Here is a 22,600-nt window from a genome sequence, read left to right as displayed (position 1 = left end):
TGAGATGCCCACCATTTGCAAGTGGGGGCACCTTGCGCGGATTTCAACGACGCATCGAGTCGAAGAAATCGCCGTTGTTCTTGGTGCCCTTGATCTTGTCGAGCAGGAACTCCATCGCGTCGAGGTCGTCCATCGGATAGAGCAGCTTGCGCAGCACCCAGATCTTCTGCAGCTGGTCCTGTTGGATCAGCAGTTCCTCGCGGCGGGTGCCGGAACGGTTGACGTTGATCGCCGGATACAAGCGCTTTTCAGCCATACGGCGATCCAGGTGAATTTCCATATTGCCGGTGCCCTTGAACTCTTCGTAAATCACGTCGTCCATGCGCGAGCCGGTATCGATCAGGGCCGTCGCGATGATGGTCAGCGAGCCGCCCTCCTCGATATTGCGGGCGGCGCCGAAGAAGCGCTTGGGGCGCTGCAATGCATTCGAATCGACACCACCGGTCAGCACCTTGCCGGAGGCCGGTACGACGGTGTTGTAGGCGCGCGCGAGACGGGTGATCGAGTCGAGCAGGATCACCACATCCTTCTTGTGCTCGACCAGCCGCTTGGCCTTCTCGATCACCATTTCGGCAACCTGTACGTGGCGTGCGGCGGGCTCGTCGAACGTCGAACTGACGACCTCGCCCTTCACCGAGCGCTGCATTTCGGTCACTTCTTCCGGGCGCTCGTCGATCAGCAGTACGATCAGGTAGCACTCCGGGTAATTCTGCGCAATCGAGTGTGCAATGTGCTGCAGCATCACCGTCTTGCCGGACTTCGGCGGCGCCACCAACAGGCCGCGCTGCCCCTTGCCGATCGGCGCGATCATGTCGATCACGCGGCCGGTCGTGTTCTCCTCGCCGAGAATGGGGCGCTCGAGCTTGAGCGGCTCGGTCGGGAACAGCGGCGTCAGGTTCTCGAACAGAATCTTGTGCTTCGCATGCTCCGGCGCTTCGCCGTTGACCTTGTCCACCTTCACCAGCGCAAAATAGCGCTCGCCTTCCTTCGGCGTGCGGATCTCGCCTTCGATCGTGTCACCGGTATGCAGGTTGAAACGACGAATCTGCGATGGACTCACATAGATGTCGTCCGGACCGGCCAGATACGAGGTATCGGGCGAACGCAGGAATCCGAAGCCATCGGGCAACACTTCCAGCGTACCCTCGCCAAAAATGCTCTCGCCTTTCTTGGCCTGGTTCTTCAGCAGAGCAAAAATGAGATCCTGCTTGCGCAAGCGGTTAGCGCCGTCAATCTCGTTGGCAATCGCCATGTCCACGAGTTGCGAGACGTGAAAATGCTTCAGGTCGGATAAATGCATGGTGTGTCCGTGACAAAACGGAATTGGGAAGGGTGTTGGAAAACGGCTTGTAAACGCGGGAGGGCTTCTGCGGACCGGGAAGCGGGTCTTGTGAATCGACTTCCCGGGGCGGATTTATGCGATTTATGAGGGGAAGATAGCCGGTTTAGATATGGCTGTCAATGAACGCGGTCAGCTGCGACTTGGACAGTGCGCCGACCTTGGTGGCTTCCACATTGCCGTTCTTGAAGATCATCAGGGTCGGAATGCCGCGGATGCCGAATTTCGGGGGCGTACCCTGATTTTCGTCGATATTGAGTTTGGCAACTTTCAGGCGACCGGCATATTCCTGAGCGATTTCGTCGAGGATGGGAGCGATCATCTTGCACGGACCGCACCAGTCAGCCCAGTAGTCAACCATGACCGGCGTCGACGATTGCAGCACTTCGGCCTCGAAAGTGGAATCGGTCACATGGTGGATATGTTCGCTCATACGTTCCTCGCTAAATTGGGTAGCCGCAGACATGCGGGATAAAAAAAAAATGGTGCGCGATGGCAGAAATTGCAATAGGCAAATCGCGATGGAGAAACCCGGCCAAGCCTTGGCCATGTAAAAAAATCGTAGCCGAAATCGACGCAGGTGAAAAGCCGCATGCGCCCAATGCGTCGCTCAGCCGCCCGTCAGGCGCCCCATCTGCCGTCGGTCACGCTTGGTCGGACGGCCCTTGCCTTCGAACCCGCCATCGCCCTGCCATTGCGCCTGCTCGCGGCGATCTGCCCGCCGGGCAAGGCTCTCCGGCGTCTCTTCATAGAGCTGCTGCGCCACGGGTGCCGGCCCGCGAACCTCGGACAATCCCAGCACCAGCACATCGGCTTCATCCTCGCCGCGGCGGATGGTGACACGGTCGCCCACCTTGACCGCACGCGCCGGTTTCACCCGCTCGCCGTTGATCCAGGCGCGGCCCAGCTCGACCGCCTCACCAGCCAGCGAACGCGTCTTGAAGAAGCGCGCGGCCCACAGCCATTTGTCGATCCGCACCCGTTCGTCGTGCGCTGGCGCTTGCTGCTTGTGCCCCACCGGCTATTCCTCTATGAATTAAATATGACAGCGAGATGCTATGATAGCCGTGCATCTTCATAACAACATCTATAACCGCCATGCTACTCCGTTTCGTCCGCCTTGCCGCGCTGGCCGGCCTATGTGCCGCGTCGGCCCATGCTCAGGAAATCCGCTCCCTGGAAATCAACACCAGGGGCATCGGCGCCAGCTTCAGCAATATTCGGCTCACCGAGCTGAATCGCCCAAGCTATCGCTTTTCCGTCGAGTCGCTCGAAAGCTTCTCGCATTATCGGTTTCACATCGATTCGCCAGGCGCCAGGATAAAGCTCGAAGCGGCGCTGGAAAACAAGCTGAACCTGATCTACGAAGGGGCAACCATTGCCCTGCCAGCCCAGCAGCAGCAATCGCCGTGGCACCCACTAGAGATGGCGAACGGGACTGATTTCACCGCGCCACAGTTCAGCGACGACGAGAGGCAGCAGTTTTCCGCACTGGGTGCCGACGATATCGCCGCTGCTGCGGGCAAACTGCCCAACGCCAGCCCTGGGCTGATCCAGCAGGCACGCCGTTGCGCCACGCCGGCGACCTTCCCGTGCCTGGTCGAGCCGAGTGGCGTGAAGGTCAGGATTCTTGTCCAGCAAGGCACCGATTGGGTGGTGCGGCACGAGCTAGTGTTCGACCTAACCCCTTCTTGAGCAAGCAGGCAGCCGCACGCCAGCTGGCACAGCATATGACATGCGGAATGTTTATTGACACAAAAGCCAGATTGTCCGACAATCTAACCGCACGGCAATCAGGGCTTGCCGGCTTCTTCCCCGGGGCTGGCTTAGTGGGGCTGGACTCAAGCCAGCCCCGGCTCTCCGTCTGACCTTTACCCCGGTCCTCACCTCTGGCCGGGGTTTCTTTTTTCTTCGGGCGATGCCGCCGCCGCGATCGGGCAATACAGGCTGTACAACAATTCGAGCACACGCACGGCCTCGCTACTCGCCAGCGAGTAGTAGATATGCTTGCCGTCCCGACGTGTGCTGACGAGGCCTTCGTTGCGCAACACTCCCAGTTGCTGGGATAAGGTAGGCTGCCGTATATCGAGCAGCGCCTCGAAATCGCCCACGCACTTTTCGCCGCCGACCATCTGGCACAGCAGCATCAGCCGGTCTTCGTTCGCCAGCGTCTTGAGCAGGCTGGTCGCGCGGTCGGCTGCGCCGCGCATCGCATCAATCTGTGTACTGTCCATTTACTGAGCTTCAAGAAATGACCTTGGGCATGATCGTCACTATACCAAAACATATATTGAATGGCACAACTCCTGACAATCCCTTTTGAGACCGGCAGGCGCTTCCCCCCAATCTTACGCAGGGACAAGCATTGCGCGTTTACCCATGCAGCGGCGCCTGGCTTGAGGTAATCTTCCCGCTGCGCTCGCGCGCAGCTCCGTTTTCCGACATTAATCGCTCCACATAGCAGCAATGACCAACCAACGTACCCACCCGCGCTCCACGATCAGCTGGCGCGCCGCCCTCGTGGAAGCCGGCAAGCGCAACATCATTCACGCCAGGGCAATCGAGATATCGCAAAGTGGTGCCGGCCTGCTGTCCGACGAGGCATTGCCGATCGGCATGCGCTACCAGCTCTTCCTCGAAGTGACCGATCCGGCGCGTGGCAGCCGCCAGGCAATCGAATTGGCGTGCCAGGTCGTCCATTCGACCCTGGTTGGCAACATCAGCCAGTTTCGCAGCGGCGTCAGGTTCACCTCGCAGTCGCAGGCACTGCAAGCGGTGTTGGCGCGGCTCAGGCCGCAATAGCAAGCCGGGCGCGTACGCCACCGTGCTTCATAAGTTATTGCTAAAACAGGAACATGGCGATGCAGCGCGGTCGCCAAGTTGCTATGATGCTTCGCCATGAGCCCCAACCGCACCCTCCCCGACCAGATTGCCGACTATCTGATTGCCAAGATTTTCATTGGCGACCTCAAGGCCGGTGATCGCCTGCCACCGGAGCGGCTGTATGCGGATCAGCTTGGGGTGGACCGTACCTCGTTACGCATGGCCCTCAAGCAGTTGGCGCGCATGGGCCTGATACGCTCGGTACAGGGGTCGGGCATCACCATCGAGAACTACGAGGAATGCAGCGGGATCGACTTTCTCGCCTGCGTGTTCAGCATCAAGGAGCTCGATCTCGGTGGCAAATTCCTGCTGGAAGCGCTGGATCAGTGGACCTTCTTCCTGCCGCTATCGATCATGTTTGCCGCCAAGCGCGAAGGCAACCGTGCCACCTCCAACGAGCTGGAAGACACCTTCCGGCAACAGCTGCATCTGCTGGAAAGCCCCGGCAATATGGCCAAGGTCGTCGATATCGAGGTGGAGCTGCAAAACCGGCTGTCGCGCCAGCAAGGCAGCACGATGATGCAGCTGATCAGCAACTCGACCTCGCTCTTGCGCCGGCGCATCGTGCAGCTGTTTTTCGAGCACATCGACGTCGCCGCGCATATCCGCTTTCACCAGGCACTGCTCAAGCGGGTGCTGGCCAAGGAGCTGGTTGGCTATGCCCTGATGGACCACTACCGCGACTACCTCAGCGAGCACACCTTGCCGCTGCGCCAGTACCTGAAATCGCTGCCGCCCGAGCCTAAGCTGGTCGGCTCCCCCCTCTAGACACGTATCTTCGCGGCCCTACTGGCGCGGCCCCCGGCACGCCCGCCGGGTTCCGGCTTGACCCAATACACCATGTAAAACAGTTTTACTGTCGAACAAAATAGCCTGGGCTGGGCTTAATTTGTTACGATCACCCGCCGACATGGTTGCGGGCTCGGTGGCTGCCGCCCCGCTCAGCCCCCGCCTGATGAGCCGAAAAGTCTTATCAAATCAGCAGGGTTGGCATATGATGCCCGACTAAAGCAAGCGCTCTAAATATTCCATAACAATAATCATCCACCGACAGGTTTGAACAACGAGGAGAAATTCATGGAGAAAATCTGGCTGAAGAGCTATCCGAAAGGGGCGCCCGAGCAAATCGATCCGGATCGTTACCCGTCGCTGGTGGCGATGCTGAAAGACGCCGTCGACAAGCACGGTGACAAGGTTGCCTTCGTCAACCTGATGACACCGATGACCTACCGCGAGCTGGACCAGCGTTCGCGCGATTTTGCCGCGTACCTGCAAAAGGATCTCGGGCTCAAGCAGGGCGACCGCGTCGCGCTGATGATGCCCAATCTGCTGCAGTACACTGTCGCGCTGTTCGGCGTGCTGCGTGCCGGCATGGTCGTGGTCAACGTCAACCCGCTCTACACCGCGCGCGAGCTCGCGCATCAGCTCACTGATTCGGGTGCGCAGACCATCCTGATCGCGGCCAACTTCGCCGCCACGCTGCAGGAAGCCATGCGCAAAGCGCCGGTGCGACACGTGATCGTGACCGAGCTGGCCGACCTGTGCCCGGCGCCCAAGCGCTGGCTCGTCAACTTCCTGATCAAGCGCGTGAAGAAGATGGTACCGGCCTACAGCCTGCCCAACGCGATCAAGTTCAATGACGCGATGGCGGCGGGTGCCAGGCAGAAGCTCGATGAGCCGACGCTGAAGAACACCGACCTCGCCTTCCTGCAATACACGGGCGGCACGACGGGCCTGTCGAAGGGCGCGATGCTGAGCCATCGCAACATCATCGCCAACGTGCTGCAGGTGACCTCGCTCGCCCAGGTCGGCGCGGATGAGGTGATGGTGACGGCGCTGCCGATCTATCACGTGTTTGCGCTGGTCGCGAGCATCACCTTCTTCATGGTCGGCGGCAAGAACATCCTGATCACCAACCCACGCGACGCGGAAACCTTCATCAAGGTCATCAAGGACTCCAAGTTCACGGCGATCATCGGCGTCAACACGCTGTTCAACTCGCTGCTCAACAGCCCGAGCTTCGCGCAGGTGGATACCTCGCGCCTCAAATTCTCGCTGTCGGGCGGCATGGCCACGCAAGAGGCGGTGGCCGACCGCTGGCAACAGCGCACCGGCTGCGTCATTCTCGAAGGCTATGGCCTGACCGAAGCCTCGCCGGTGGTATCGGTGAACCCGCAGGAGACCGGCAGCTTCACCGGCACCGTGGGCCTGCCATTGCCGTCGATCGAAGTCAGCATCCGCGACGAGGAAGGCCGCGAGCTTGGCATTGGCGAGCCTGGCGAGCTGTGCGTGCGCGGCCCGAATGTCATGGGGGGCTACTGGCACCGCCCGGAAGAGTCTCACAAGGTGATCACGCCCGATGGCTGGCTGCTGACCGGCGACGTCGCCCAGGTCGAAGAAGACGGCCGCATCCGCATCGTCGACCGCAAGAAGGACATGATCCTGGTGTCGGGCTTCAATGTGTACCCGAACGAAGTCGAAAACGTGATCGCCCAGCATCCGGGCGTACTCGAAGTTGCCGTGATCGGCATTCCGAACGAGGAAATGGGCGAACTGGTGCGTGCCTATGTAGTCAAAAGAGATCAGGGGCTGACCGAGAAGGCCGTGATCGAGCATTGCCGGAAATTGCTCACCGCCTACAAGGTACCCCGCCAGATCGAGTTCCGCACCGACCTGCCGAAGACCAACGTCGGCAAGATCTTGCGCAAGGATCTGCGCGAGGAGGCCAAGCAGCAGGCCAAACCGCAGAAGGAAGCGGTCCCGGCATAAGCTCGCCGCAAAGGCAGCTTGTGCCTATACTGAAACCGGCCGCAGGGCCGGTTTTCTTTTCCCGAACCCGGACGGACTCCATGCAAAACACCGCCCGCCTGCTCGACAAGTTAGCGACGATCACGGCAGCCGTAGATACCGGCAGCAACCAGGATGACAAGCTGCAGGAGCTGGTCGCGCTGGCGGCCCGCATGCTGCATGCCGACTACTGCTCGATCATGCTGCTGAGCCAGGAGGAGGAGCTGGCCGAGCTGCACCTGAAGCTCGCCGCCACCTTCGGCCCGATCGACCCCAAGGCCTATGACAGCAATGTGCGCAAGGGCGAGGGTATCGACGGCCAGGTGCTGGCCACGGGTAAATCACTGCTGATCGAGGATATCGAACGCAGCCCGTATGCCAAGACGGCCAGACGGCGCGACGACCCGCGCAAATCAATGATCGCGTCGCCGATCATGCTCAATGGCGAAATCATCGGCGTCATCAATGTCAGCGGTAATCGCCACAACCGGCCGTTCAATATCGACGACCAGAACCTGCTCGACATCGCCGCACTGTTCATCGGCAAGTCGATCCAGGTGATGCAGTTGCAGAGCGCCCTGCACTCGCGCTTCACCCAGATGGCGCTGGCGCAGGAACAGGAAGAAGGCCGCTCGCCGTTTTCCCCCACGGCCGTGCAACACCCGGACCAGATGGCCAAGCTGCTGGCCAAGACCTTCTATCGCGAGCTGGCAAAGGCCGGCTTCAATCCCAAGCAGATCATCAGCACGGCGACCGAGATCATCCACCAGCTCAACGACAATATCGCGAAGCACAAGAAACGGCTGGACCGGGGCTGAGCCCGATCCAGCCGCCGTGGCGCGGCGAGGCTAGGCGAAATCGCTCGCCGGGATGCCCAGGCCCGCCGCCACGCCCATGCCGTAGGCCGGGTCGGCCAGATGGAAGTGCTTGAGCTGGCGCAGCACGATGTCGCGCCGGGTCACGCCCTTCATCGAAGCGACGATATTGTCGATCAGCAACTGCTGCTGCGCCGGGCTCATCAGCCGGAACAGCGCACCGGGCTGGCTGTAGTAGTCGCCATCATTGCGATGGTCGTAGCGATCGGCAGCGCCGGCGAGTGCCAGTGGCGGCTCTTTGACCGCCGGGTTCTGCGTCGGCGTGCCGAAGCTGTTCGGCTCGTAGTTCGGCCCTGCCCCGCCGTTGTCGCCCACGCTCATCGCACCGTCGCGGTGGTTGACGTGGAACGGGCAGCGCGGCGCATTGACCGGCAGTTGCGCGAAATTGGCGCCGATGCGGTAGCGGTGTGCATCCGGGTAGGCAAAGATGCGCCCCTGCAACATGCGGTCGGGTGAGAAGCCGATACCGGGCACGATATTGGTCGGCGCGAAGGCAGCCTGCTCCACCTCGGCGAAGTAGTTGACCGGGTTACGATTGAGCTCCAGCGTGCCCACCTCGATCAGCGGGTAATCCTGGTGCGGCCAGACCTTGGTCAGGTCGAAGGGGTTGATGCGGTAGTTCGCCGCATCGGCTTCGGGCATCACCTGGATGCAGACGCGCCATTGCGGGAATGCCTTGCGCTCGATGGCGGCAAACAGGTCGCGCTGCGCATAGTCGGGATCGACACCGGCGAGCCGGTCGGCCTCGGCCGGGCTCAGGTTCTTCACGCCCTGCTTCGACTTGAAGTGGAACTTGACCCAGAAGCGCTCGCCAGCCGCGTTGATCAGGCTGAAGGTATGACTGCCGAAGCCATGCATGAAGCGATAGCCATCCGGCGTGCCACGGTCGGAAAACAGGATGGTGACCTGGTGCAGCGCCTCGGGTGACAGCGACCAGAAGTCCCAGATCGCGTCGGGATTCTTCATATTGGTTTGCGGGTCGCGCTTCTGCGTGTGGATGAAATCGGGGAACTTGCTCGGGTCGCGCAGGAAGAATACCGGTGTGTTGTTGCCGACCACGTCCCAGTTGCCTTCCTCGGTATAGAACTTGACCGCAAAGCCGCGCGGGTCGCGCGCCGTGTCGGCCGAGCCCTTTTCGCCGCCGACGGTGGAAAAGCGCAGGAAAACCGGCGTCTCTTTGCCGACCTGGCTGAACAACTTGGCGTAGCTATAGCGGCTGATGTCCTGCGTGACGGTGAAAGTGCCATAGGCGCCGGAGCCCTTGGCATGCACCACGCGCTCGGGGATGCGCTCGCGGTTGAACTGGGCGAGCTTCTCGACCAGATGGTAGTCCTGCAGCAACAGCGGGCCACGCGGGCCGGCCGAGAGCGAATTCTGGTTGTCGGCGACAGGGGCGCCGTTGCTGGATGTGAGGTGCTGGGCGGGGTTCATGTACGGGTCTCCTTTGGGCGTTCAGGCGTTGGCAGCGAAGTGTGACCAGAGCGTGATCCAGTCTTCATGAGCAAAGAGCTGTTGCAGTGATGTCATGGCCGTCTCTGTGTCGTGAGTGATAACGACTTTCACTTTAGCCATCGAGCCACGATTTATCTAATTTATATTTATTTCAATAATAATAGTTAATTACTATTAATTGCATCTAAGCCATTGCCTAGACCGAGGATCACCGATGGCCCTCCCCCCGCCCCAGCTCGATCAGCTCCGCCATGCCCAGCATGTCGTCGTGTTCACCGGTGCAGGCGAGTCGGCCGAATCGGCCCAACCTTCCGCGATGCGCTGACCGGCTTGTGGTCGCAATACCGCGTGGAGGGCCTGGCAATACCTGACGCCTTCCAGCGCAACTCGCAACGGGTGGGGGCGTGGTATGCGGTGCGAGCGAATGGAAACAGTACAGCCCAACTTCGTCCACCGCGCGATTGCGGCGCTTGTACGCCGGGTGCCGAAGCCGGCGCTGCTCACGCAGAATGTCGACGGCTTGCACCAGCAGGTCGGCAGCCCGGATGGCTGGAAGTGCACGGCGATATCCGGCGGGTGAAGCGCTTCGTCCGGCATCACCGGGCTGATAACTGGTGCGGGCAGGCCGGCTCGCCACCGGCCTGCCCGCACGGTGAGCCCGATGTCGTGTGGTTTGGCGAGATGCTGCCGGAGGCTGTGCTGGATGCTACCCGGCAGGCCGCGGCGGATTGCAGCGTACTGCTGTCGGTCGGCACGTCGAGCCGGGTCTGCCCGGCGGCGGCGGCGCCCTATCTGGCCGACCACAGCGGCGCCGCCGTGGTGTCGGTCAACCCAAGGCCGACGCCGCTCGATGCGACGGCCAGCTTCAATTTGCACGGCAAGGCCGGCGAGGTGTTGCCGGCGCGGCTGGCGGCGGCGTGGCCAGCCAGCGGTTGAGCTACCGATGGCCTGGAAAGCAATACCGGCGCGGCCTGCAAGGCCGCTGCAGGCCGCACCGGTATTTGCGCTCAGGGCAATGCCCTAGAGCACCAGGGCCATCTCGCTCAGCAGTGCGCCGGGCAACAGCTGGCTGCTGGTCTGGCGGCTGCCGTAGGTCTGCGTTTCGACCAGCAGCTCGCGTTCGCGCGTCAGCGCTTCGAGGTTCTTGCCCAGCATGCGGTAGACGCTGTCGTCGAAGCGCATCACGTTGAGCGGCGCGACGATCTCGCCGTTCTCGACCCAGAAGGTGGCGAAGCGCGTCATACCGGTGAGCCGGCAGTTCATGCGGTCGGAGAAGTTCAGATACCACAGGTTGCTGATGTAGAGGCCGGTGCCCAGCTCGGCCAGGATGCGCGCCTGCGCCAGCTCGCCCCCCGCCATCTGCAGCGACTCCATGATTTCGCCCTCGTTGCCGCCATTGGCCGCGATGCCGTATTCCTTGGCGCTGCGCGGCGAGATCAGGCTGCCGGCGAAGCGGCCTTCCCTGACCAGATCGACCTTGGCCGGCTTGATGAAGCCCTCGCTCTGGAAAGCCGGTGCCAGGCCTTCGGCCGTATGTTCGAGCAGCGATACCATCGGATTCAGCGCCTGCTCGCCATCGGCGAGCCGGATCAGCGAGCTGCGCTTGCTGCGCAGCTGTTTCTCGGAAAAACCGCCCCAGTTGAGCATGCCGATGACCTCGGCCAGCGCGCCGGGCGTCAGGTAGGCACGGTAGCTGCCCGGCGCGATGGTCTTGGCCGGGCGCTGCAACAGCAACAGCTGCGCGGCAGCATGGTCGAACTTGGCGCGAAAGGCGTCACGATCCCATTCGGTGCCGGCGTAACCCGCCTTGACCGCCTTGTCGCCGCCGGCGTAGAGGCTCCAGTCGAGGCTGAAGCTGGCTTTCTCCTGCCAGTTGCGCTGCCCCCAGGAATTGGCGAAGCCGTTGAACACCGGCCCGCAGGCGAGAAAGCCGACGAAATCGAAGCCGTTGGCGGCATTCACCACGTCGTCGACGATCGCCTCGGCGGCCGGCAGCCGTGAGGGCTCGATATGCTCGCCTGACTGCGGCGCGGTGTTCAGTAACAGGTGCGGGTCGGCGGCGACATCGGCCAGCATGGTGCGCAGCCTGGCGACTTCTGCCGAGAGCTGACCGCGGTCGTCATCGAGCCGGCCAGCCAGCGTGAGCTGGCTGCTGACATGTTTCTGCCCCTGGATCAGCCGCAGTGTCAGGTAGAGCTGGCTCACCTCGCCCGCCTGGCGCACCTTGCCATGGTTGAAGCGGACGAAGTCGGAGCGCTCGCCGGCGAGCCAGGCGGTGTAGTCCTCGCCGCGCTGGAGTTGGGCCGCGAGATGGTCGGCGAGGTCGTGGAAGTATTGTTTGATCATGGTTTATTCCTCCGCACCGAACACATCGACATTGCCGAACAGGCAGGCCGGCGAGGCATGGCCGACACGGATCACCTGCGAAGGCTCGCCCTTGCCGCAATACGGCGTGCCCATCACGTCGAAGGTGCTCATGTTGCCGACGGCTTTCAGCGAGCGCCAGAAGGTGGCCGAGATGCCGCGGTAGTTGGGGTTCTTGACGACATGCCTGATCTCGCCATTCTCGATCAGCCAGCCCTGCTCGCAGCCGAACTGGAACTTGTTGCGCGAATCGTCGATGGACCAGCTGACGTTGGTATCCATCATCACGCCGCGCTCGATGCCGGCGATCATCTCCGCGAGCGTCTTGTCGCCCGGCTCGACGTTGAGGTTGGCCATGCGGTCGATCGGCGCGCGGTTCCACGAGCAGGCACGCGAGTTGGCGACGCCGTCGATGCCGGCGCGCGCCTGGCTGATCGCGCCGCCGAGCGGCTTGAGCAGCTTGCCACGCTTGATCAGCAAGGTCTTGGCGCCAGCCGTGCCGTCGTCGTCCCAGCCGAAGGCGGCGAATTCATGGGCCAGCGTCGGGTCGTAGCTGACGTTGAGCAGCTCGGAGCCGTATTGATACTGGCCGAACATGTCGAGCGTGACGAAGCTGGTGCCGGCGTAGTTGCGCTCATCGCCCAGGATGCGGTCGAGCTCGAGCGGATGGCCGATCGACTCGTGGATCTGCAGCATCATCTGCTCGGGCTTCAGCAGCAGGTCCATCGTGCCGCTCGGGCAGTTGGGTGCCGTCAACAGCTCGATCGCCTCTTCCGCCACGCGGCGGCCGGCGCCGATCAGTCCGGCCTGTTGCAGGATTTCGAACCCGCCCTGGCGGCAATAACCGTTGTACTGGCCGCCGAGGCTGCGCGTCTGGCTGTCGCCGTCGCCATAGGCGGTCACGGCAAGGCCCGGCATGACGAAGTCGAACAGCTGCTCGACCTCGGCGCCGTCGTGCGTCAGGTACAGCTGGCGGCTTTGCTTGCGCTCGATGAAGGCATGCCAGTCGACGATGCGGTCGTCTAGCTTGCAGGCGCGCGACTCGGCCATCAGCAGGTCGAGCAGCTCGCGCCGCGTCCAGCGCGGGGACTGGCTCAGCGAGGGGCTCTGGTAGCGGCCCGTGGGGCGCGGCAGGGCAACCTTGCCGTAGTCGAACACCGAATGGCTGCGCGTCGCCGCCGCCCAGGCGCGGGCACGATCCAGCGCGGCCTGCAGGCCGGCGGTGGACAGGTCCGAGGTGGCGGCGTAGCCGTATCCGCCACCGTCGATCACCGTGATCATCACACCCCGGTCGGTCTGGCTCGTCAGCGGCTGTTCGACGTCCTGCCGTACCTCCAGGCGCTCGCCGGTTTCCTCGACAAAGCGCAGCGCGCAGAACGCGGTGCCGGGCTTGAGTGCCCGGAAGCGTTGTTTAATTTCCTCGATCATGTTTTCCTCTTTTGTTTTAACTGCCTGTTGAATCTGTCGTCGATTGCCCGCGTGTCGTGGTCAGCCAGGCGGCGCGCATGGCGCCTGATCACGGCACGACAAGGGCCGCGTCTCAGGCCTGAAAGGCCTGCGGATAAGTACGGCGGTAGTAATCCTTGACGGCTTCGTGCGGCAGGCTGATGAACTGGCGGTAACCCGGAATAACGGTAAACCCCAGTGCCAGCACGCCCATGATGACGCCGTAGACCAGGTATAGCTGATCGACAGGCAACCTGAGCAGCGCCACGCCGGCGATCGTCACGCCGAGCGCCGAGCCCGACTCGTAGATCGCCATGTTCACGCCCATCAGCCGGGCACGGAAATCGTCCGGCACGGCCAGCATGCGGTGGGTCTGCCCATTGAGCACGTAGCAGGACAGGCACAGGCCGATGAACACGAAGCACAGGGCCAGCGCCAGCGGCACATGGATCAGCCCCGCCACGAACACGCCCACGGCCTCGCCGCAGATGCAGAAGATATTGGCGCGGTAGCGGCCAAAACGCGCATTGAGGTGGCGCGACAGCGCCAGCGGCCCGACCAGCATGCCGATCGACAGGCCCATCTCCATCACGCCAAGCCAGCCGCCCGACAACCCACGCGCCTTCACCATCAAGGGCATCAGCATGCCGGTGGCCGGGGCGAAGAACAGGATGAAGAGGAAGGACAGCGTGGTCCAGTAGCGCTCCAGCGGGATGCGCCAGCGCATCAGGATGCCGATGCGGAAATCGTGCCACCACTGTGTGAGCGTTGGCGCCGCACGCGGCTTGCGGCCAAACGGCGGGACGCGGAAGGTGGCCCACGCCGAGATGCCCGCGAACAGCGCCGCGAGCCACAAGGCGCTGGCCTCGCCGGCGATGGCCAGGGCGGCCCCGCCCAGCGCCGGGCCAATGGTGCGGCCCAGCGCCTGCGCCGTCTTCTGCACCGCCAGCGCCTGCTGCAGGTGCGTGGTCTCGACCACGTCGGCCGCGACCGACAGCGTGGCCGGGATGATCACCGCCAGCGTCACCGCGTGGATCAGCTGCAGGCCGATGATCAGGCCGATGCGATAGATGCCGAGCTGGCACAGGGTCGCCACCACCAGCGCGTTGAGCGTCATCACCACCAGCGCCCAGGCGATGGCCAGACGCTTGTCGAAACGGTCGCCGAAGGGGGCGAGTATCGGCGTCAGCACCAGGATCGCTCCCGACACGCAGGCGCCATACCAGGCCAGGTCGCGTGCGCCGCCATGGCTGGCGATCCACCAGGCGAGACCGACCTTGCCGCTGAGCATACTGATCAGCGTGAGCCAGTCCTGCAGCAGGAACAATGAAAATGGCCGGCCAAGCAGCCGGTATTGGGTTCGTATCGAATCGAGCATGCGTTATGGTGTCACGCCGACGGCAGCGGCGGCAGCATCAGGCCACCGCCGTTTCGATCATGACAGGGTAAGACGGGGCGACACAGGGCCGCCCTGGCCGGGGCCGATCAATCGAGGTAGCGGGCGAAGAAGGCCTGCATCGCCTCATAGGCATCGAAGCGGTTCTCCTCGTTGGCGAAGCCGTGGCCCTCGTTGTCCTTGACGATGTATTGCACCTCGACACCACGCGCCTTGAGCGCATTGACGATCTGGTTCGATTCGTCGATGTTCACGCGCGGGTCCTTCGCGCCTTGCAGCACCATCAGCGGCGCCTTGATGCGATCGACGTGGAACACCGGCGAACGCGCTTCGAGCAAGGCGCGGTCGCGCTCCGGGTGGCCGACCATGTCGTACATCTGCTCGATGAAGGGCTTCCAGTAAGGCGGAATGGTCTTGATGAAGGTGAACAGGTTGGAAACGCCAACGTAATCGACCGCGCAGGCGTACAGGTCCGGCGTGAAGGCAACGCCAGCCAGCGTCGCATAGCCGCCGTAGCTGCCGCCATAGATGCAGACCTTTTTCGGGTCGGCGATGCCCTGGTCGACCAGGTATTTCACGCCGTCGCTGACGTCATCCTGCATCTTGCCGCCCCACTCCTTGAAGCTCGCCATCCAGAAGCGCTTGCCATAGCCTGTGGAGCCGCGGAAATTGGGCTGCAGCACCGCGTAGCCGCGGTTGGCGAGCCATTGCACCTCGGGGTTGAAGCGCCATTCGTCGCGGTGCCACGGGCCGCCGTGCGGATTGACGATGACCGGCAACTGCTTCGCTTCCTTGCCAAGCGGCAACGTCAGGTAGGCGTGGATCGTCAGCCCGTCGCGCGAGCGGTAGCTGATCGCCTTCATCGGCGCCATGCTGGCTTCCGGCAACCAGGGCGTGACGTCGCCGAGCTTGGTCAGCGTGTCGGTGCCGGCCTCGTAGAGATAGCGGCTGCCGCGCGTGCGGTCGTTGTAGGTGGCGACGATGAACACATCCTCGTTCCGGTTGCTCGCGGCAATGGCCACCTCGTAGCCTGGCAGGCGGGCTTCGAGCGTCTTGTACAGCGCCTCGGTTTCGCTATCGAGATAGGCGCGCTCGCCTTTCCAGTCGGTGTAGTCGGCCGTCGTCAGCACCTTGCGCTTGCGCGAATAGCTGACGCCGTCGAGGTCCACGTCGGGCCGGCGGTAGAGGTGCTTCAGCTCCTTGCCGGTGGCGGGGTCGAACACCACCAGTTCGATCTTGTCGCGCTTGAGGTTGGAGCCCGCGTACAGGTACTTGTTGTCGAAGGTGAAGGTATAGGGCTGCAGCGTTTCCTTGTAGCTCGTGGTCAGCACCGTCCTGAACGGCGCTGCCTCGCTCTTGCGGTACAGCAAGCTGGTGTTGACACCATCCGAGCTCGTCGCGACGCGGATGCGGCCTGCGTGGTCGGTCACCCAGCCGGTGATCTTGCCTGGGTTCTTCGCCACCAGCTTGAGCTCGCCGGTCCGAATGTTGAGGCGGTAGGCATCGAAGATTTCAGGGTTGCGCTTGTTCAAGCCGATGATGACATCGCTCGGGTGGTCCTTCAGATCGTCGATAAGCTCGACGCGCACCTTGTCGAACGGCGTCAGGTCGCGCGTGGTCTTGCCGTCGCGGTCCACCGCGAACAGGTGGAAATTCTCGTCGCCGCCATTGTCTTTCAGGAATAGCAGGTAGTCGTCACCCTTCCAGAAATACTGGCGGATGTCGCGGTCGGCCACCGCCGTCACCTGCTTCGCCTCGCCGCCCAGCGGCTGCACATAGAGATTGAGGCGCCGCTCGACCGGCTGGGTAAAGGAGAGGGTCTTGCCGTCGGGCGAGATCTGGAAATTGGTGCGCTCCGGGTTCCTGAAGAACTCGCGCACCGGGATCTGCTCGGCCGCAGCGCTGTAACCCGCGCCCAGCAAGGCTGCCAGCAGCACAGCGGTATTCATGGTCGGTTTCATGGCGTCTCCAATAGCAGTCGAATGATCGATGTGGCGCCGCCTTCGCGGGTGGCCTGTTCTGATATGGCCGTTCAAACCTTACGACAGGGGCCGCGATTGCGGCCCCTGCAGTGCGGCTTCTTTACATGAGGCAAGCCCGGCCAGGAACGTGACAAGTTCTCGGCGAGCCCGCGAGCCTAGAACTGCCTTAGTGCTTGGGGTCGTGATAGATCGCGTCCGAGTTGCCGTACTCGACCATCTCGCCCCGGTTCATCACCAGCACTTCGTCGGAGATTAAGGCAAGTTCTTGGCAAGTCTACGAACCTAGAACTGCCTTAGTTCCTGGCACCGCCAGGAACCCCGCAAGTTCTTGGCGAGCCTGCGAGCCTAGAACTCTGCCTTAGTTCTCCGACACCCGATCAACGAGGTCAAACTCGCCCGGGGATCGCCGCCAGCAGCTTCTTCGTGTACGGGTGCCTGGGGTCGTGGTAGATCGCGTCCGAGTTGCCGTACTCGACCATCTCGCCCTGATTCATCACGAGCACTTCGTCGGAGATGTACTTCACCACCGACAGGTCGTGCGAGATAAAGATATAGCTCATCCCCATCTCGTCCTGCAGCTCCTGCAGCAGGTTGAGCACCTGCGCCTGCACTGAGACATCGAGCGCGGAGACCGATTCGTCGCAGATCACGATTTCCGGCTCCATCGTCAGGCAGCGCGCGATGCCGATGCGCTGACGCTGTCCGCCCGAGAACTCGTGCGGGTACTTGTGGAAGGCTTGCTCGTTGAGCCCCACGCGCTTGAGCAGGTAGTGCGCCTTGGCCACGCGCTCGTCGTCGGATGCGCCGATGCGGTGGATCTGCATCGGCTCGATCAGGATCTGGCCGATGGTGAAGCGCGGATTGAGCGAGGCATACGGGTTCTGGAAAATGATCTGCAGCTTCTTCTTGTACGGCAGGAAGTCGCGCTCGCTCAGGCCGAGCAGGTTCTTGCCGTTGTAGATCACCTCGCCGCCCTGCGCCGCATGCAGGCGGATCAGCGACTTGCCCATGGTGGTCTTGCCGGAGCCCGACTCGCCCACCACGCCGAGCGTCTTGCCGCGCGCGAGCTTGAACGATACATCCTTGACCGCGTGGATCTCGTGCTTGCCGAACAGGCCGCGCTTTTGCGTGAACACCTTCTTCAGGTGCTTCACCTCGAGCACGATCGGGTCGTTCGGCGCCACGCCGCGCGCACGCTCGCCTTGCGGCAATTCATGCTCGCGCCCTTGCAGGAAATCGTCGACCACCGGCAGCCGCAGCGGGCGACGGTCGAGCGTCGGCCGGCAGGCGAGCAGCGCACGCGTGTAGGCGTCCTTCGGCGCGCTGAACACCTCGGCGGCGGGCCCCTGCTCGCGGATCACACCGTGCTGCATGACCACCACCTGGTCGGCGATCTCCTTCACCAGCGCCAGGTCGTGCGTGATGAACAGGATGGACATGCCGTGACGCGACTTGAGGCTCATCAGCAACTCGATGATCTGCTTCTGGATGGTGACATCGAGCGCCGTGGTCGGCTCGTCGGCGATCAGCAGCTTGGGCTCGCAGGCGATCGCCATGGCAATCATCACGCGCTGCTGCTGGCCGCCCGACATCTCGTGCGGATAGCTGTTGGCGCGGGTTTCCGGCTCGGGGATGCCGACTTCGCGCAACAGCTCCACCGCGCGCCTGAGCGCCTCGCGCTTGCCCAAGCCCTTGTGCAGGCGCAGCACCTCGGCGATCTGGCTGCCGACGGTGTAGACCGGGTTCAGCGACGACATCGGTTCCTGAAAGATCATCGACATTTGCGCGCCGCAGCGGTCGCGGCGCTGGTTTCTCGATTCGCCCAGCAGGTTCTTGCCGTCGAATACCAGTCGGCTCTCCGGCGCGATGACGGTATTCTCGTGCGGCAGCAGGTCCATCACGGCCATCGCCGAGACCGACTTGCCCGAGCCCGATTCGCCGACGAGCGCGACGACGCTGTTGGCGGGGATGGTGAAGCTGACGCCCTTCAGGGCCGTGAAGCTTTGCCCCTGCCCCAGCTTGAACTCAACCTTGAGGTCTTTCACCTCAAGCAATGCTTGATTCGACATGGATTGGCTTTCCTCGCGGCTCATTTGCGGCGGGCCTTGGGATCGAGCGCATCGCGCAGCAGATCGGTGAACAGGCCGAAGGTGACGACGAACAGCGACATCGTGCCGGCGGCGGCGACGAGCTGCCACCACTTGCCGACGACGAGCTCGACGCGGACCTCGTTGATCATGATGCCCCAGGACACGGCGCTGGTCGGCACGCCAAAGCCCAGGAAGGACAGCACCACCTCGGACTTGATGAAATCAACGACCAGCTGTGACAGCTGCACCAGCATCAGGTGGCTGACATTGGGCAGGATGTGCACGAACATGCGGCGGCTGTCGCTCGCCCCGATCGCGCTCGCGGCCTGCACATACTCGCGGCTGCGCTGCTTGATGTACTCGGAGCGAATCAACCGGTAGGTGCCGGTCCAGCCCGTCACTCCGAGGATCAGCACCACCGTGCTCACGCCGGGCGTGGTGATGATCGAGGCGACCGCCATCACCAAGAGGATGTAGGGCATGGCCGTGAACACGTTGTAGAGCCATTCCAGCGCGGCATCGGTCTTGCCGCCGAAATAGCCCGCCAGCGCGCCTAGCGCCGTGCCGAGCATGACGGCGACGATGGCCGCCACCACGCCCACGGTGATCGACACCTGCGAGGCCTGCAGCGTCTTCTCTATGATGTCGCGGCCCTGCTTGTCAGCGCCGAAGGGGCGCGTCCAGTCCAGCGTCCGCTCGGTCTGGTGGTACTGCTTCTCGAGCTCGTCGAACTTGGCGTAGTTCGGCGCCAGCGGGTCGACCTCGCGGCTCTCCGCATCCATCTCGACCTTATCGTACTTGAGCCGGCTCGCCTCGCCCTGCGGGTTGGGCAGATCGGCGAGGAAGTTCGGGCTCGCATACGAGACGGCAACCGGCTCGTTCCAGCTCGAACCAACGAGCCCGAGCCAACCCGCCGCCGTGACGGCGAAGAAGACCAGCAGGACGGCCAGGCAGATGCGCGCCAGCCAACCCGAGAACAGGCGCCGCATCGCTTGTGCCCAAAAACCTTGTGCGTTTGCCATGTTGCCCCTCATTTCAATTCGACACGCGGGTCGAGCACCTTGTACAGCGCATCCACCAGCAGGTTGGCGACCATCGTCAACAGCGCGATCATCACCGTGATCGCCTTGATCACCGGGAAATCGCTCTTCTCGACGGCCAGGATCACCTCCTTGCCAAGCCCCGGAATGGCGAAGATCTGCTCGATGATGAAGGAGCCGACCACGAGGCCCGGGATAGACAGCGCCATATTGGTGATGATCGGAATCGAGGCGTTGCGCAGCACGTGCACGAACATCACGCGGTTGTCGCTGGCGCCCTTGGCGCGCGCGGTGCGCACATAGTCCTGATTGATCTCCTCGACGATGAACGAGCGATACAGCCGCAGGCTCGGCGCCACGGCGACGAACAGGATCAGCATGATGGGCAGCTGCGCGTAGCTCGACAGATTGCTCGCCAGGTCGTCGCCCCAGCCTATCATCGGGAACAGGCCGAGCTTGTAGGCGAACAGCCATTGCCCGACGACGGCGTAGAGCAGCAGGCTGATCGACATGGCCGCGGTGCACACCGCCATCACCGAGCGATCGGTGAGGCTGCCGCGCACGTAGGCCACGGCCAGCGCCAGCACCACGGCGATGACGGCCTCCAGAATCCACACCGGGATCATGATGGTCAGCGTCACCGGCACCCGTGCGGCGAGGATGTCGCGTACCGGCTCGTTGGTGGTCCAGCTACGGCCGAAGTCGAAGGTCAGCACCTGTTTCAGGAACAGCCACAGCTGCACCAGCCACGATTCGTCGAGCCCCAGTTCCTTGCGGATCGCCGCGATGCGCTCGGCGTTCGGCATCTTGCCGGCCAGCACCTGCGCCGGGTCACCGGCAAAGAAATGGAACAGCAGGAACAAGAGCAGGATGACCCCCAGGATGGTGGGGATCATCTGCAGTACACGTCGGATGAAATATGCGAGCATCGACCTTACTCCCTGGCGCCCGCCTGGGCGACATTGGCGGCGTTGCGCTGCCCGGTGATCTCACGGAAGAATGCGTCCGAATTGGGCTTGCGGCCAAGGAACTGCTCTACCAGCTGCATTGGCGGCACCTGCCCGCCCTGCTCCAGGATGATCGAGCGGTAGCGCGCGCCGGTCTTGGCGTCCATCACGTTGTCGCCGTAGCCGGACAGCATGTCGAGCGCGAGCACTTCGGACCACATATAGCCGTAGTAGCCCGCCTCGTAGCCGCCCATCATGTGGCCGAACGAGGCCGGCAACATGGTGCCATCGACATGGCCGAGCGGCGTGCGCCCTTCCATCTCGACCCAGGCCGCCTGCGGATCAACCGGCTTGGCGCCGTGCAGCGCCATGTCCCATGCCGCGTAGAGGCGCTGACGCGCATACTGCACCCCCTTGCCGAAGGTGCGCGCCTCGTTCATGCGCGCAATCAGCGCCGGGTCGATCGGCTTGCAGCTCGGGCAGGTCTCGCTGAACAGCTTCAGCGTCTCGGGGCGGCGCGCCCACTCTTCGTACATCTGCGACGGCGCCTCGACGAAATCGCGTTTGACCGAGGTGCCGGCATTGAGCACATAGCGCGTCTTCGACAGCACGCCGTGCATCACGTGGCCGAACTCGTGGAACAGCGTTTCGAGCTCGTCCTGATTGAAGCCGTCGCGGTTGAAGTTGGTGACCAGCGCCGACGCCGGCGTGCGGTGTGCCGCCAGGCTCACGCTGCGGATCGGGAAGGCCGCAGCGTGCTTGTACTTGTTTTCGCGCGGGAACAGGTCGAGGTAGAAGCTCGACAGATACTGGCCGCTCTTGCCGTCGAATACGTCATAGCCCCGCACTTCCGGGTGCCAGGTCTTGAGCTGCTTGTTGGGGCGGAATTCGACGCCGTACAGCGTGCTGGTGACCTTCATCATCCAGGCGATCGTCGGCTCGGTCGGGAACTGCGCGCGCACCTGGTCCTGGTCGAGGCTGTAGCGGGTCATCTGCAGCCGCTTTTCGTAGTACATCACGTCCCAGCGGTTCAGCTTTGCGTTGGCATCGTGCGTGAACGCGGCTTTCTCGGCGGTCAGCTCGCCAAGCTCCTTTTTCTCCAGCGCTTCGACGCGAGCCTGAACCTCATCGAGGAACTGGTTCACCACCGCCGCGCTGCCGACCATCTTGCGCTTGAGCGACCAGTCGGCATAGCTGTCGAAGCCGAACAGGCCCGCCAGCTCCTTGCGCAAGGCCACGGCCTCGCCCAGCAGCTTGAGGTTGGCCTCGCCGCCGCGCTGGTTGAACGCCGTGTAGAAGGCACGGCGCGTCGCTTCATTCTCGGCGCCGCCCATGATCGCGTCGTTCTCGGGATAATCGAGGGCAAACTGGTAGCGCCCTTCGGCATCCTTGCTACGCTTGCCGTAGAACTCGGCCGGCACACCCTTGAGCTCGGCCTCGCTGAACGCGACCTTGGTCGCGTTGTCGCGGATATTGCGCGCGAAGTCCTGGGACAGCTTGTCGAGGCGGTTCAGGATGTCCGACACGCGGGCGCGCTTGTCGGCGGGCAGGTTCACGCCACGGCTCTCGAAGCTGTCGAGAATGTCGTCGCGCGCGGCGATGTCGATCGGGTCCGACACCTGCAGCGCCTTGATGCGCGCGTACAGCGCGGCGCTCTGCAGATACTGGTTGGCATAGGCCGACAGCTTCAGGCTGCACTCGTCGGCAGCCTTGCGCACCGCCGCGTCCGGGCTGGTTTCCACGAGCAGGCCGATGGGCCCGATCAGGTTCTCCTGCACGATGTCGAGCTGGTTCCAGGCAAGCAGGGTGTTGTCCTTACCGACTTTGGCGAGCGGCAGCTTTTCAAGGCTGGCGACACGGCGCTTGGCATCGGCCAGCGTCTGCTGGCATTGCGTGGCGATCTGCGTGGCATTTGGCAGCGGCACCTGGCCCGGCTGTGCCGCGTAAGCCTGGCCCACAGCGAGCAGGCAGGCGAGTGAAATCGCAGTCTTTTTCATGA

20 protein-coding genes are annotated in these 22,600 nt (G+C 63.0%); 7 read left to right on the top strand and 13 right to left on the bottom strand.

Features of this window, described 5'->3' with window-relative positions; genetic code table 11:
- Positions 1-43: 43 nt before the first annotated feature.
- From rho to ABWL39_RS07000, 3 genes are all read right to left on the bottom strand, one after another.
- Entirely contained in the window at positions 44-1,300 is a 1,257-nt protein-coding gene (gene rho, locus ABWL39_RS07010) for a transcription termination factor Rho (RefSeq protein WP_367788493.1), read from the bottom strand.
- 145 nt (positions 1,301-1,445) lie between these two features.
- Positions 1,446-1,772: a thioredoxin TrxA gene (gene trxA / locus ABWL39_RS07005; RefSeq protein ID WP_367788728.1), complete on the bottom strand. Its 327-nt coding sequence runs from the start codon at positions 1,770-1,772 to the stop codon at positions 1,446-1,448.
- A gap of 177 nt (positions 1,773-1,949) precedes the next feature.
- Positions 1,950-2,357, bottom strand: coding sequence for an RNA-binding S4 domain-containing protein (locus tag ABWL39_RS07000; RefSeq protein ID WP_367788491.1), 408 nt, complete (start codon positions 2,355-2,357; stop codon positions 1,950-1,952).
- 80 nt (positions 2,358-2,437) lie between these two features.
- Here ABWL39_RS07000 and ABWL39_RS06995 point away from each other — a divergent pair, with 80 nt between their 5' ends.
- Complete coding sequence (locus ABWL39_RS06995; protein ID WP_367788489.1) at positions 2,438-3,034, top strand: hypothetical protein; 597 nt, start codon at positions 2,438-2,440, stop codon at positions 3,032-3,034.
- 188 nt (positions 3,035-3,222) lie between these two features.
- On the opposite strand, the gene ABWL39_RS06990 is transcribed toward ABWL39_RS06995, so the two are convergent.
- On the bottom strand, positions 3,223-3,573 hold the full coding sequence (locus ABWL39_RS06990; RefSeq protein ID WP_367788487.1) for an ArsR/SmtB family transcription factor: 351 nt from the start codon (positions 3,571-3,573) through the stop codon (positions 3,223-3,225).
- A gap of 232 nt (positions 3,574-3,805) precedes the next feature.
- Here ABWL39_RS06990 and ABWL39_RS06985 point away from each other — a divergent pair, with 232 nt between their 5' ends.
- The 4 genes from ABWL39_RS06985 (at position 3,806) to ABWL39_RS06970 (ending at position 7,827) form a co-directional block, all read left to right on the top strand.
- Complete coding sequence (locus ABWL39_RS06985) at positions 3,806-4,141, top strand: PilZ domain-containing protein (protein WP_367788485.1); 336 nt, start codon at positions 3,806-3,808, stop codon at positions 4,139-4,141.
- 96 nt (positions 4,142-4,237) lie between these two features.
- Entirely contained in the window at positions 4,238-4,990 is a 753-nt protein-coding gene (locus ABWL39_RS06980; protein ID WP_367788483.1) for a FadR/GntR family transcriptional regulator, read from the top strand.
- Positions 4,991-5,299: 309 nt separating this feature from the next.
- Positions 5,300-6,991, top strand: coding sequence for an AMP-binding protein (locus ABWL39_RS06975; RefSeq protein WP_367788481.1), 1,692 nt, complete (start codon positions 5,300-5,302; stop codon positions 6,989-6,991).
- Positions 6,992-7,071: 80 nt separating this feature from the next.
- The gene (locus tag ABWL39_RS06970; protein WP_367788479.1) at positions 7,072-7,827 is read left to right on the top strand and encodes a GAF domain-containing protein; all 756 of its coding nucleotides are present in this window, start codon (positions 7,072-7,074) and stop codon (positions 7,825-7,827) included.
- A gap of 30 nt (positions 7,828-7,857) precedes the next feature.
- Here ABWL39_RS06970 and ABWL39_RS06965 read toward each other — a convergent pair whose 3' ends face one another.
- Entirely contained in the window at positions 7,858-9,315 is a 1,458-nt protein-coding gene (locus ABWL39_RS06965; RefSeq protein WP_367788477.1) for a catalase, read from the bottom strand.
- Between the two features lie 445 nt (positions 9,316-9,760).
- On the opposite strand from ABWL39_RS06965, the gene ABWL39_RS06960 reads away from it, so the two are divergent.
- Both ABWL39_RS06960 and ABWL39_RS06955 read left to right on the top strand, forming a co-directional pair.
- Positions 9,761-9,916: a Sir2 family NAD-dependent protein deacetylase gene (locus tag ABWL39_RS06960; RefSeq protein WP_367788475.1), complete on the top strand. Its 156-nt coding sequence runs from the start codon at positions 9,761-9,763 to the stop codon at positions 9,914-9,916.
- A complete protein-coding gene (locus tag ABWL39_RS06955) occupies positions 9,892-10,272 on the top strand; it encodes an NAD-dependent deacetylase (RefSeq protein ID WP_367788473.1) in 381 nt (126 codons plus the stop codon). Before ABWL39_RS06960 ends, ABWL39_RS06955 begins: the two co-directional genes overlap by 25 nt.
- A gap of 84 nt (positions 10,273-10,356) precedes the next feature.
- Here ABWL39_RS06955 and ABWL39_RS06950 read toward each other — a convergent pair whose 3' ends face one another.
- The 8 genes from ABWL39_RS06950 to ABWL39_RS06915 all read right to left on the bottom strand — a co-directional run bounded on the left by ABWL39_RS06950 (position 10,357) and on the right by ABWL39_RS06915 (position 22,598).
- Entirely contained in the window at positions 10,357-11,682 is a 1,326-nt protein-coding gene (locus ABWL39_RS06950) for a TldD/PmbA family protein (RefSeq protein WP_367788471.1), read from the bottom strand.
- 3 nt (positions 11,683-11,685) lie between these two features.
- On the bottom strand, positions 11,686-13,128 hold the full coding sequence (locus ABWL39_RS06945) for a TldD/PmbA family protein (protein ID WP_367788469.1): 1,443 nt from the start codon (positions 13,126-13,128) through the stop codon (positions 11,686-11,688).
- A 112-nt stretch (positions 13,129-13,240) separates the two neighbouring features.
- Positions 13,241-14,524: an MFS transporter gene (locus tag ABWL39_RS06940; RefSeq protein WP_367788467.1), complete on the bottom strand. Its 1,284-nt coding sequence runs from the start codon at positions 14,522-14,524 to the stop codon at positions 13,241-13,243.
- Positions 14,525-14,631: 107 nt separating this feature from the next.
- Positions 14,632-16,503, bottom strand: coding sequence for an alpha/beta fold hydrolase (locus tag ABWL39_RS06935; protein WP_367788465.1), 1,872 nt, complete (start codon positions 16,501-16,503; stop codon positions 14,632-14,634).
- Positions 16,504-16,910: 407 nt separating this feature from the next.
- Positions 16,911-18,617, bottom strand: a complete 1,707-nt coding sequence (locus ABWL39_RS06930; RefSeq protein WP_367788463.1) for an ABC transporter ATP-binding protein — start codon at positions 18,615-18,617, stop codon at positions 16,911-16,913.
- Entirely contained in the window at positions 18,614-19,636 is a 1,023-nt protein-coding gene (locus tag ABWL39_RS06925) for an ABC transporter permease (protein WP_367788461.1), read from the bottom strand. The genes ABWL39_RS06930 and ABWL39_RS06925 overlap by 4 nt, the downstream gene beginning before the upstream one ends.
- 8 nt (positions 19,637-19,644) lie before the next feature.
- The gene (locus tag ABWL39_RS06920; protein ID WP_367788459.1) at positions 19,645-20,583 is read right to left on the bottom strand and encodes an ABC transporter permease; all 939 of its coding nucleotides are present in this window, start codon (positions 20,581-20,583) and stop codon (positions 19,645-19,647) included.
- Between the two features lie 5 nt (positions 20,584-20,588).
- Entirely contained in the window at positions 20,589-22,598 is a 2,010-nt protein-coding gene (locus ABWL39_RS06915) for a M3 family metallopeptidase (protein ID WP_367788457.1), read from the bottom strand.
- Positions 22,599-22,600: the final 2 nt, after the last annotated feature.

This window comes from Chitinivorax sp. PXF-14 (genome assembly GCF_040812015.1).
Classification (GTDB): Bacteria; Pseudomonadota; Gammaproteobacteria; order Burkholderiales; family SCOH01; genus JBFNXJ01.
This window is presented reverse-complemented; position numbering and strand designations above follow the sequence as displayed.

What these genes read in the sequence shown, in the direction of transcription:
- ABWL39_RS06985 (WP_367788485.1), top strand. Translation starts at nt 3,806, where the DNA reads ATGACCAACCAACGTACCCACCCGCGCTCCACGATCAGCTGGCGCGCC.
- trxA (WP_367788728.1), bottom strand. Translation starts at nt 1,772, where the DNA reads ATGAGCGAACATATCCACCATGTGACCGATTCCACTTTCGAGGCCGAA.
- ABWL39_RS06920 (WP_367788459.1), bottom strand. Translation starts at nt 20,583, where the DNA reads ATGCTCGCATATTTCATCCGACGTGTACTGCAGATGATCCCCACCATC.
- ABWL39_RS06945 (WP_367788469.1), bottom strand. Translation starts at nt 13,128, where the DNA reads ATGATCGAGGAAATTAAACAACGCTTCCGGGCACTCAAGCCCGGCACC.
- ABWL39_RS06995 (WP_367788489.1), top strand. Translation starts at nt 2,438, where the DNA reads ATGCTACTCCGTTTCGTCCGCCTTGCCGCGCTGGCCGGCCTATGTGCC.
- ABWL39_RS06965 (WP_367788477.1), bottom strand. Translation starts at nt 9,315, where the DNA reads ATGAACCCCGCCCAGCACCTCACATCCAGCAACGGCGCCCCTGTCGCC.
- ABWL39_RS06980 (WP_367788483.1), top strand. Translation starts at nt 4,238, where the DNA reads ATGAGCCCCAACCGCACCCTCCCCGACCAGATTGCCGACTATCTGATT.
- ABWL39_RS06970 (WP_367788479.1), top strand. Translation starts at nt 7,072, where the DNA reads ATGCAAAACACCGCCCGCCTGCTCGACAAGTTAGCGACGATCACGGCA.
- ABWL39_RS06990 (WP_367788487.1), bottom strand. Translation starts at nt 3,573, where the DNA reads ATGGACAGTACACAGATTGATGCGATGCGCGGCGCAGCCGACCGCGCG.
- ABWL39_RS06960 (WP_367788475.1), top strand. Translation starts at nt 9,761, where the DNA reads ATGGAAACAGTACAGCCCAACTTCGTCCACCGCGCGATTGCGGCGCTT.
- ABWL39_RS06935 (WP_367788465.1), bottom strand. Translation starts at nt 16,503, where the DNA reads ATGAAACCGACCATGAATACCGCTGTGCTGCTGGCAGCCTTGCTGGGC.
- ABWL39_RS06925 (WP_367788461.1), bottom strand. Translation starts at nt 19,636, where the DNA reads ATGGCAAACGCACAAGGTTTTTGGGCACAAGCGATGCGGCGCCTGTTC.
- ABWL39_RS06950 (WP_367788471.1), bottom strand. Translation starts at nt 11,682, where the DNA reads ATGATCAAACAATACTTCCACGACCTCGCCGACCATCTCGCGGCCCAA.
- ABWL39_RS06915 (WP_367788457.1), bottom strand. Translation starts at nt 22,598, where the DNA reads ATGAAAAAGACTGCGATTTCACTCGCCTGCCTGCTCGCTGTGGGCCAG.
- ABWL39_RS06930 (WP_367788463.1), bottom strand. Translation starts at nt 18,617, where the DNA reads ATGAGCCGCGAGGAAAGCCAATCCATGTCGAATCAAGCATTGCTTGAG.
- ABWL39_RS06940 (WP_367788467.1), bottom strand. Translation starts at nt 14,524, where the DNA reads ATGCTCGATTCGATACGAACCCAATACCGGCTGCTTGGCCGGCCATTT.
- rho (WP_367788493.1), bottom strand. Translation starts at nt 1,300, where the DNA reads ATGCATTTATCCGACCTGAAGCATTTTCACGTCTCGCAACTCGTGGAC.
- ABWL39_RS06975 (WP_367788481.1), top strand. Translation starts at nt 5,300, where the DNA reads ATGGAGAAAATCTGGCTGAAGAGCTATCCGAAAGGGGCGCCCGAGCAA.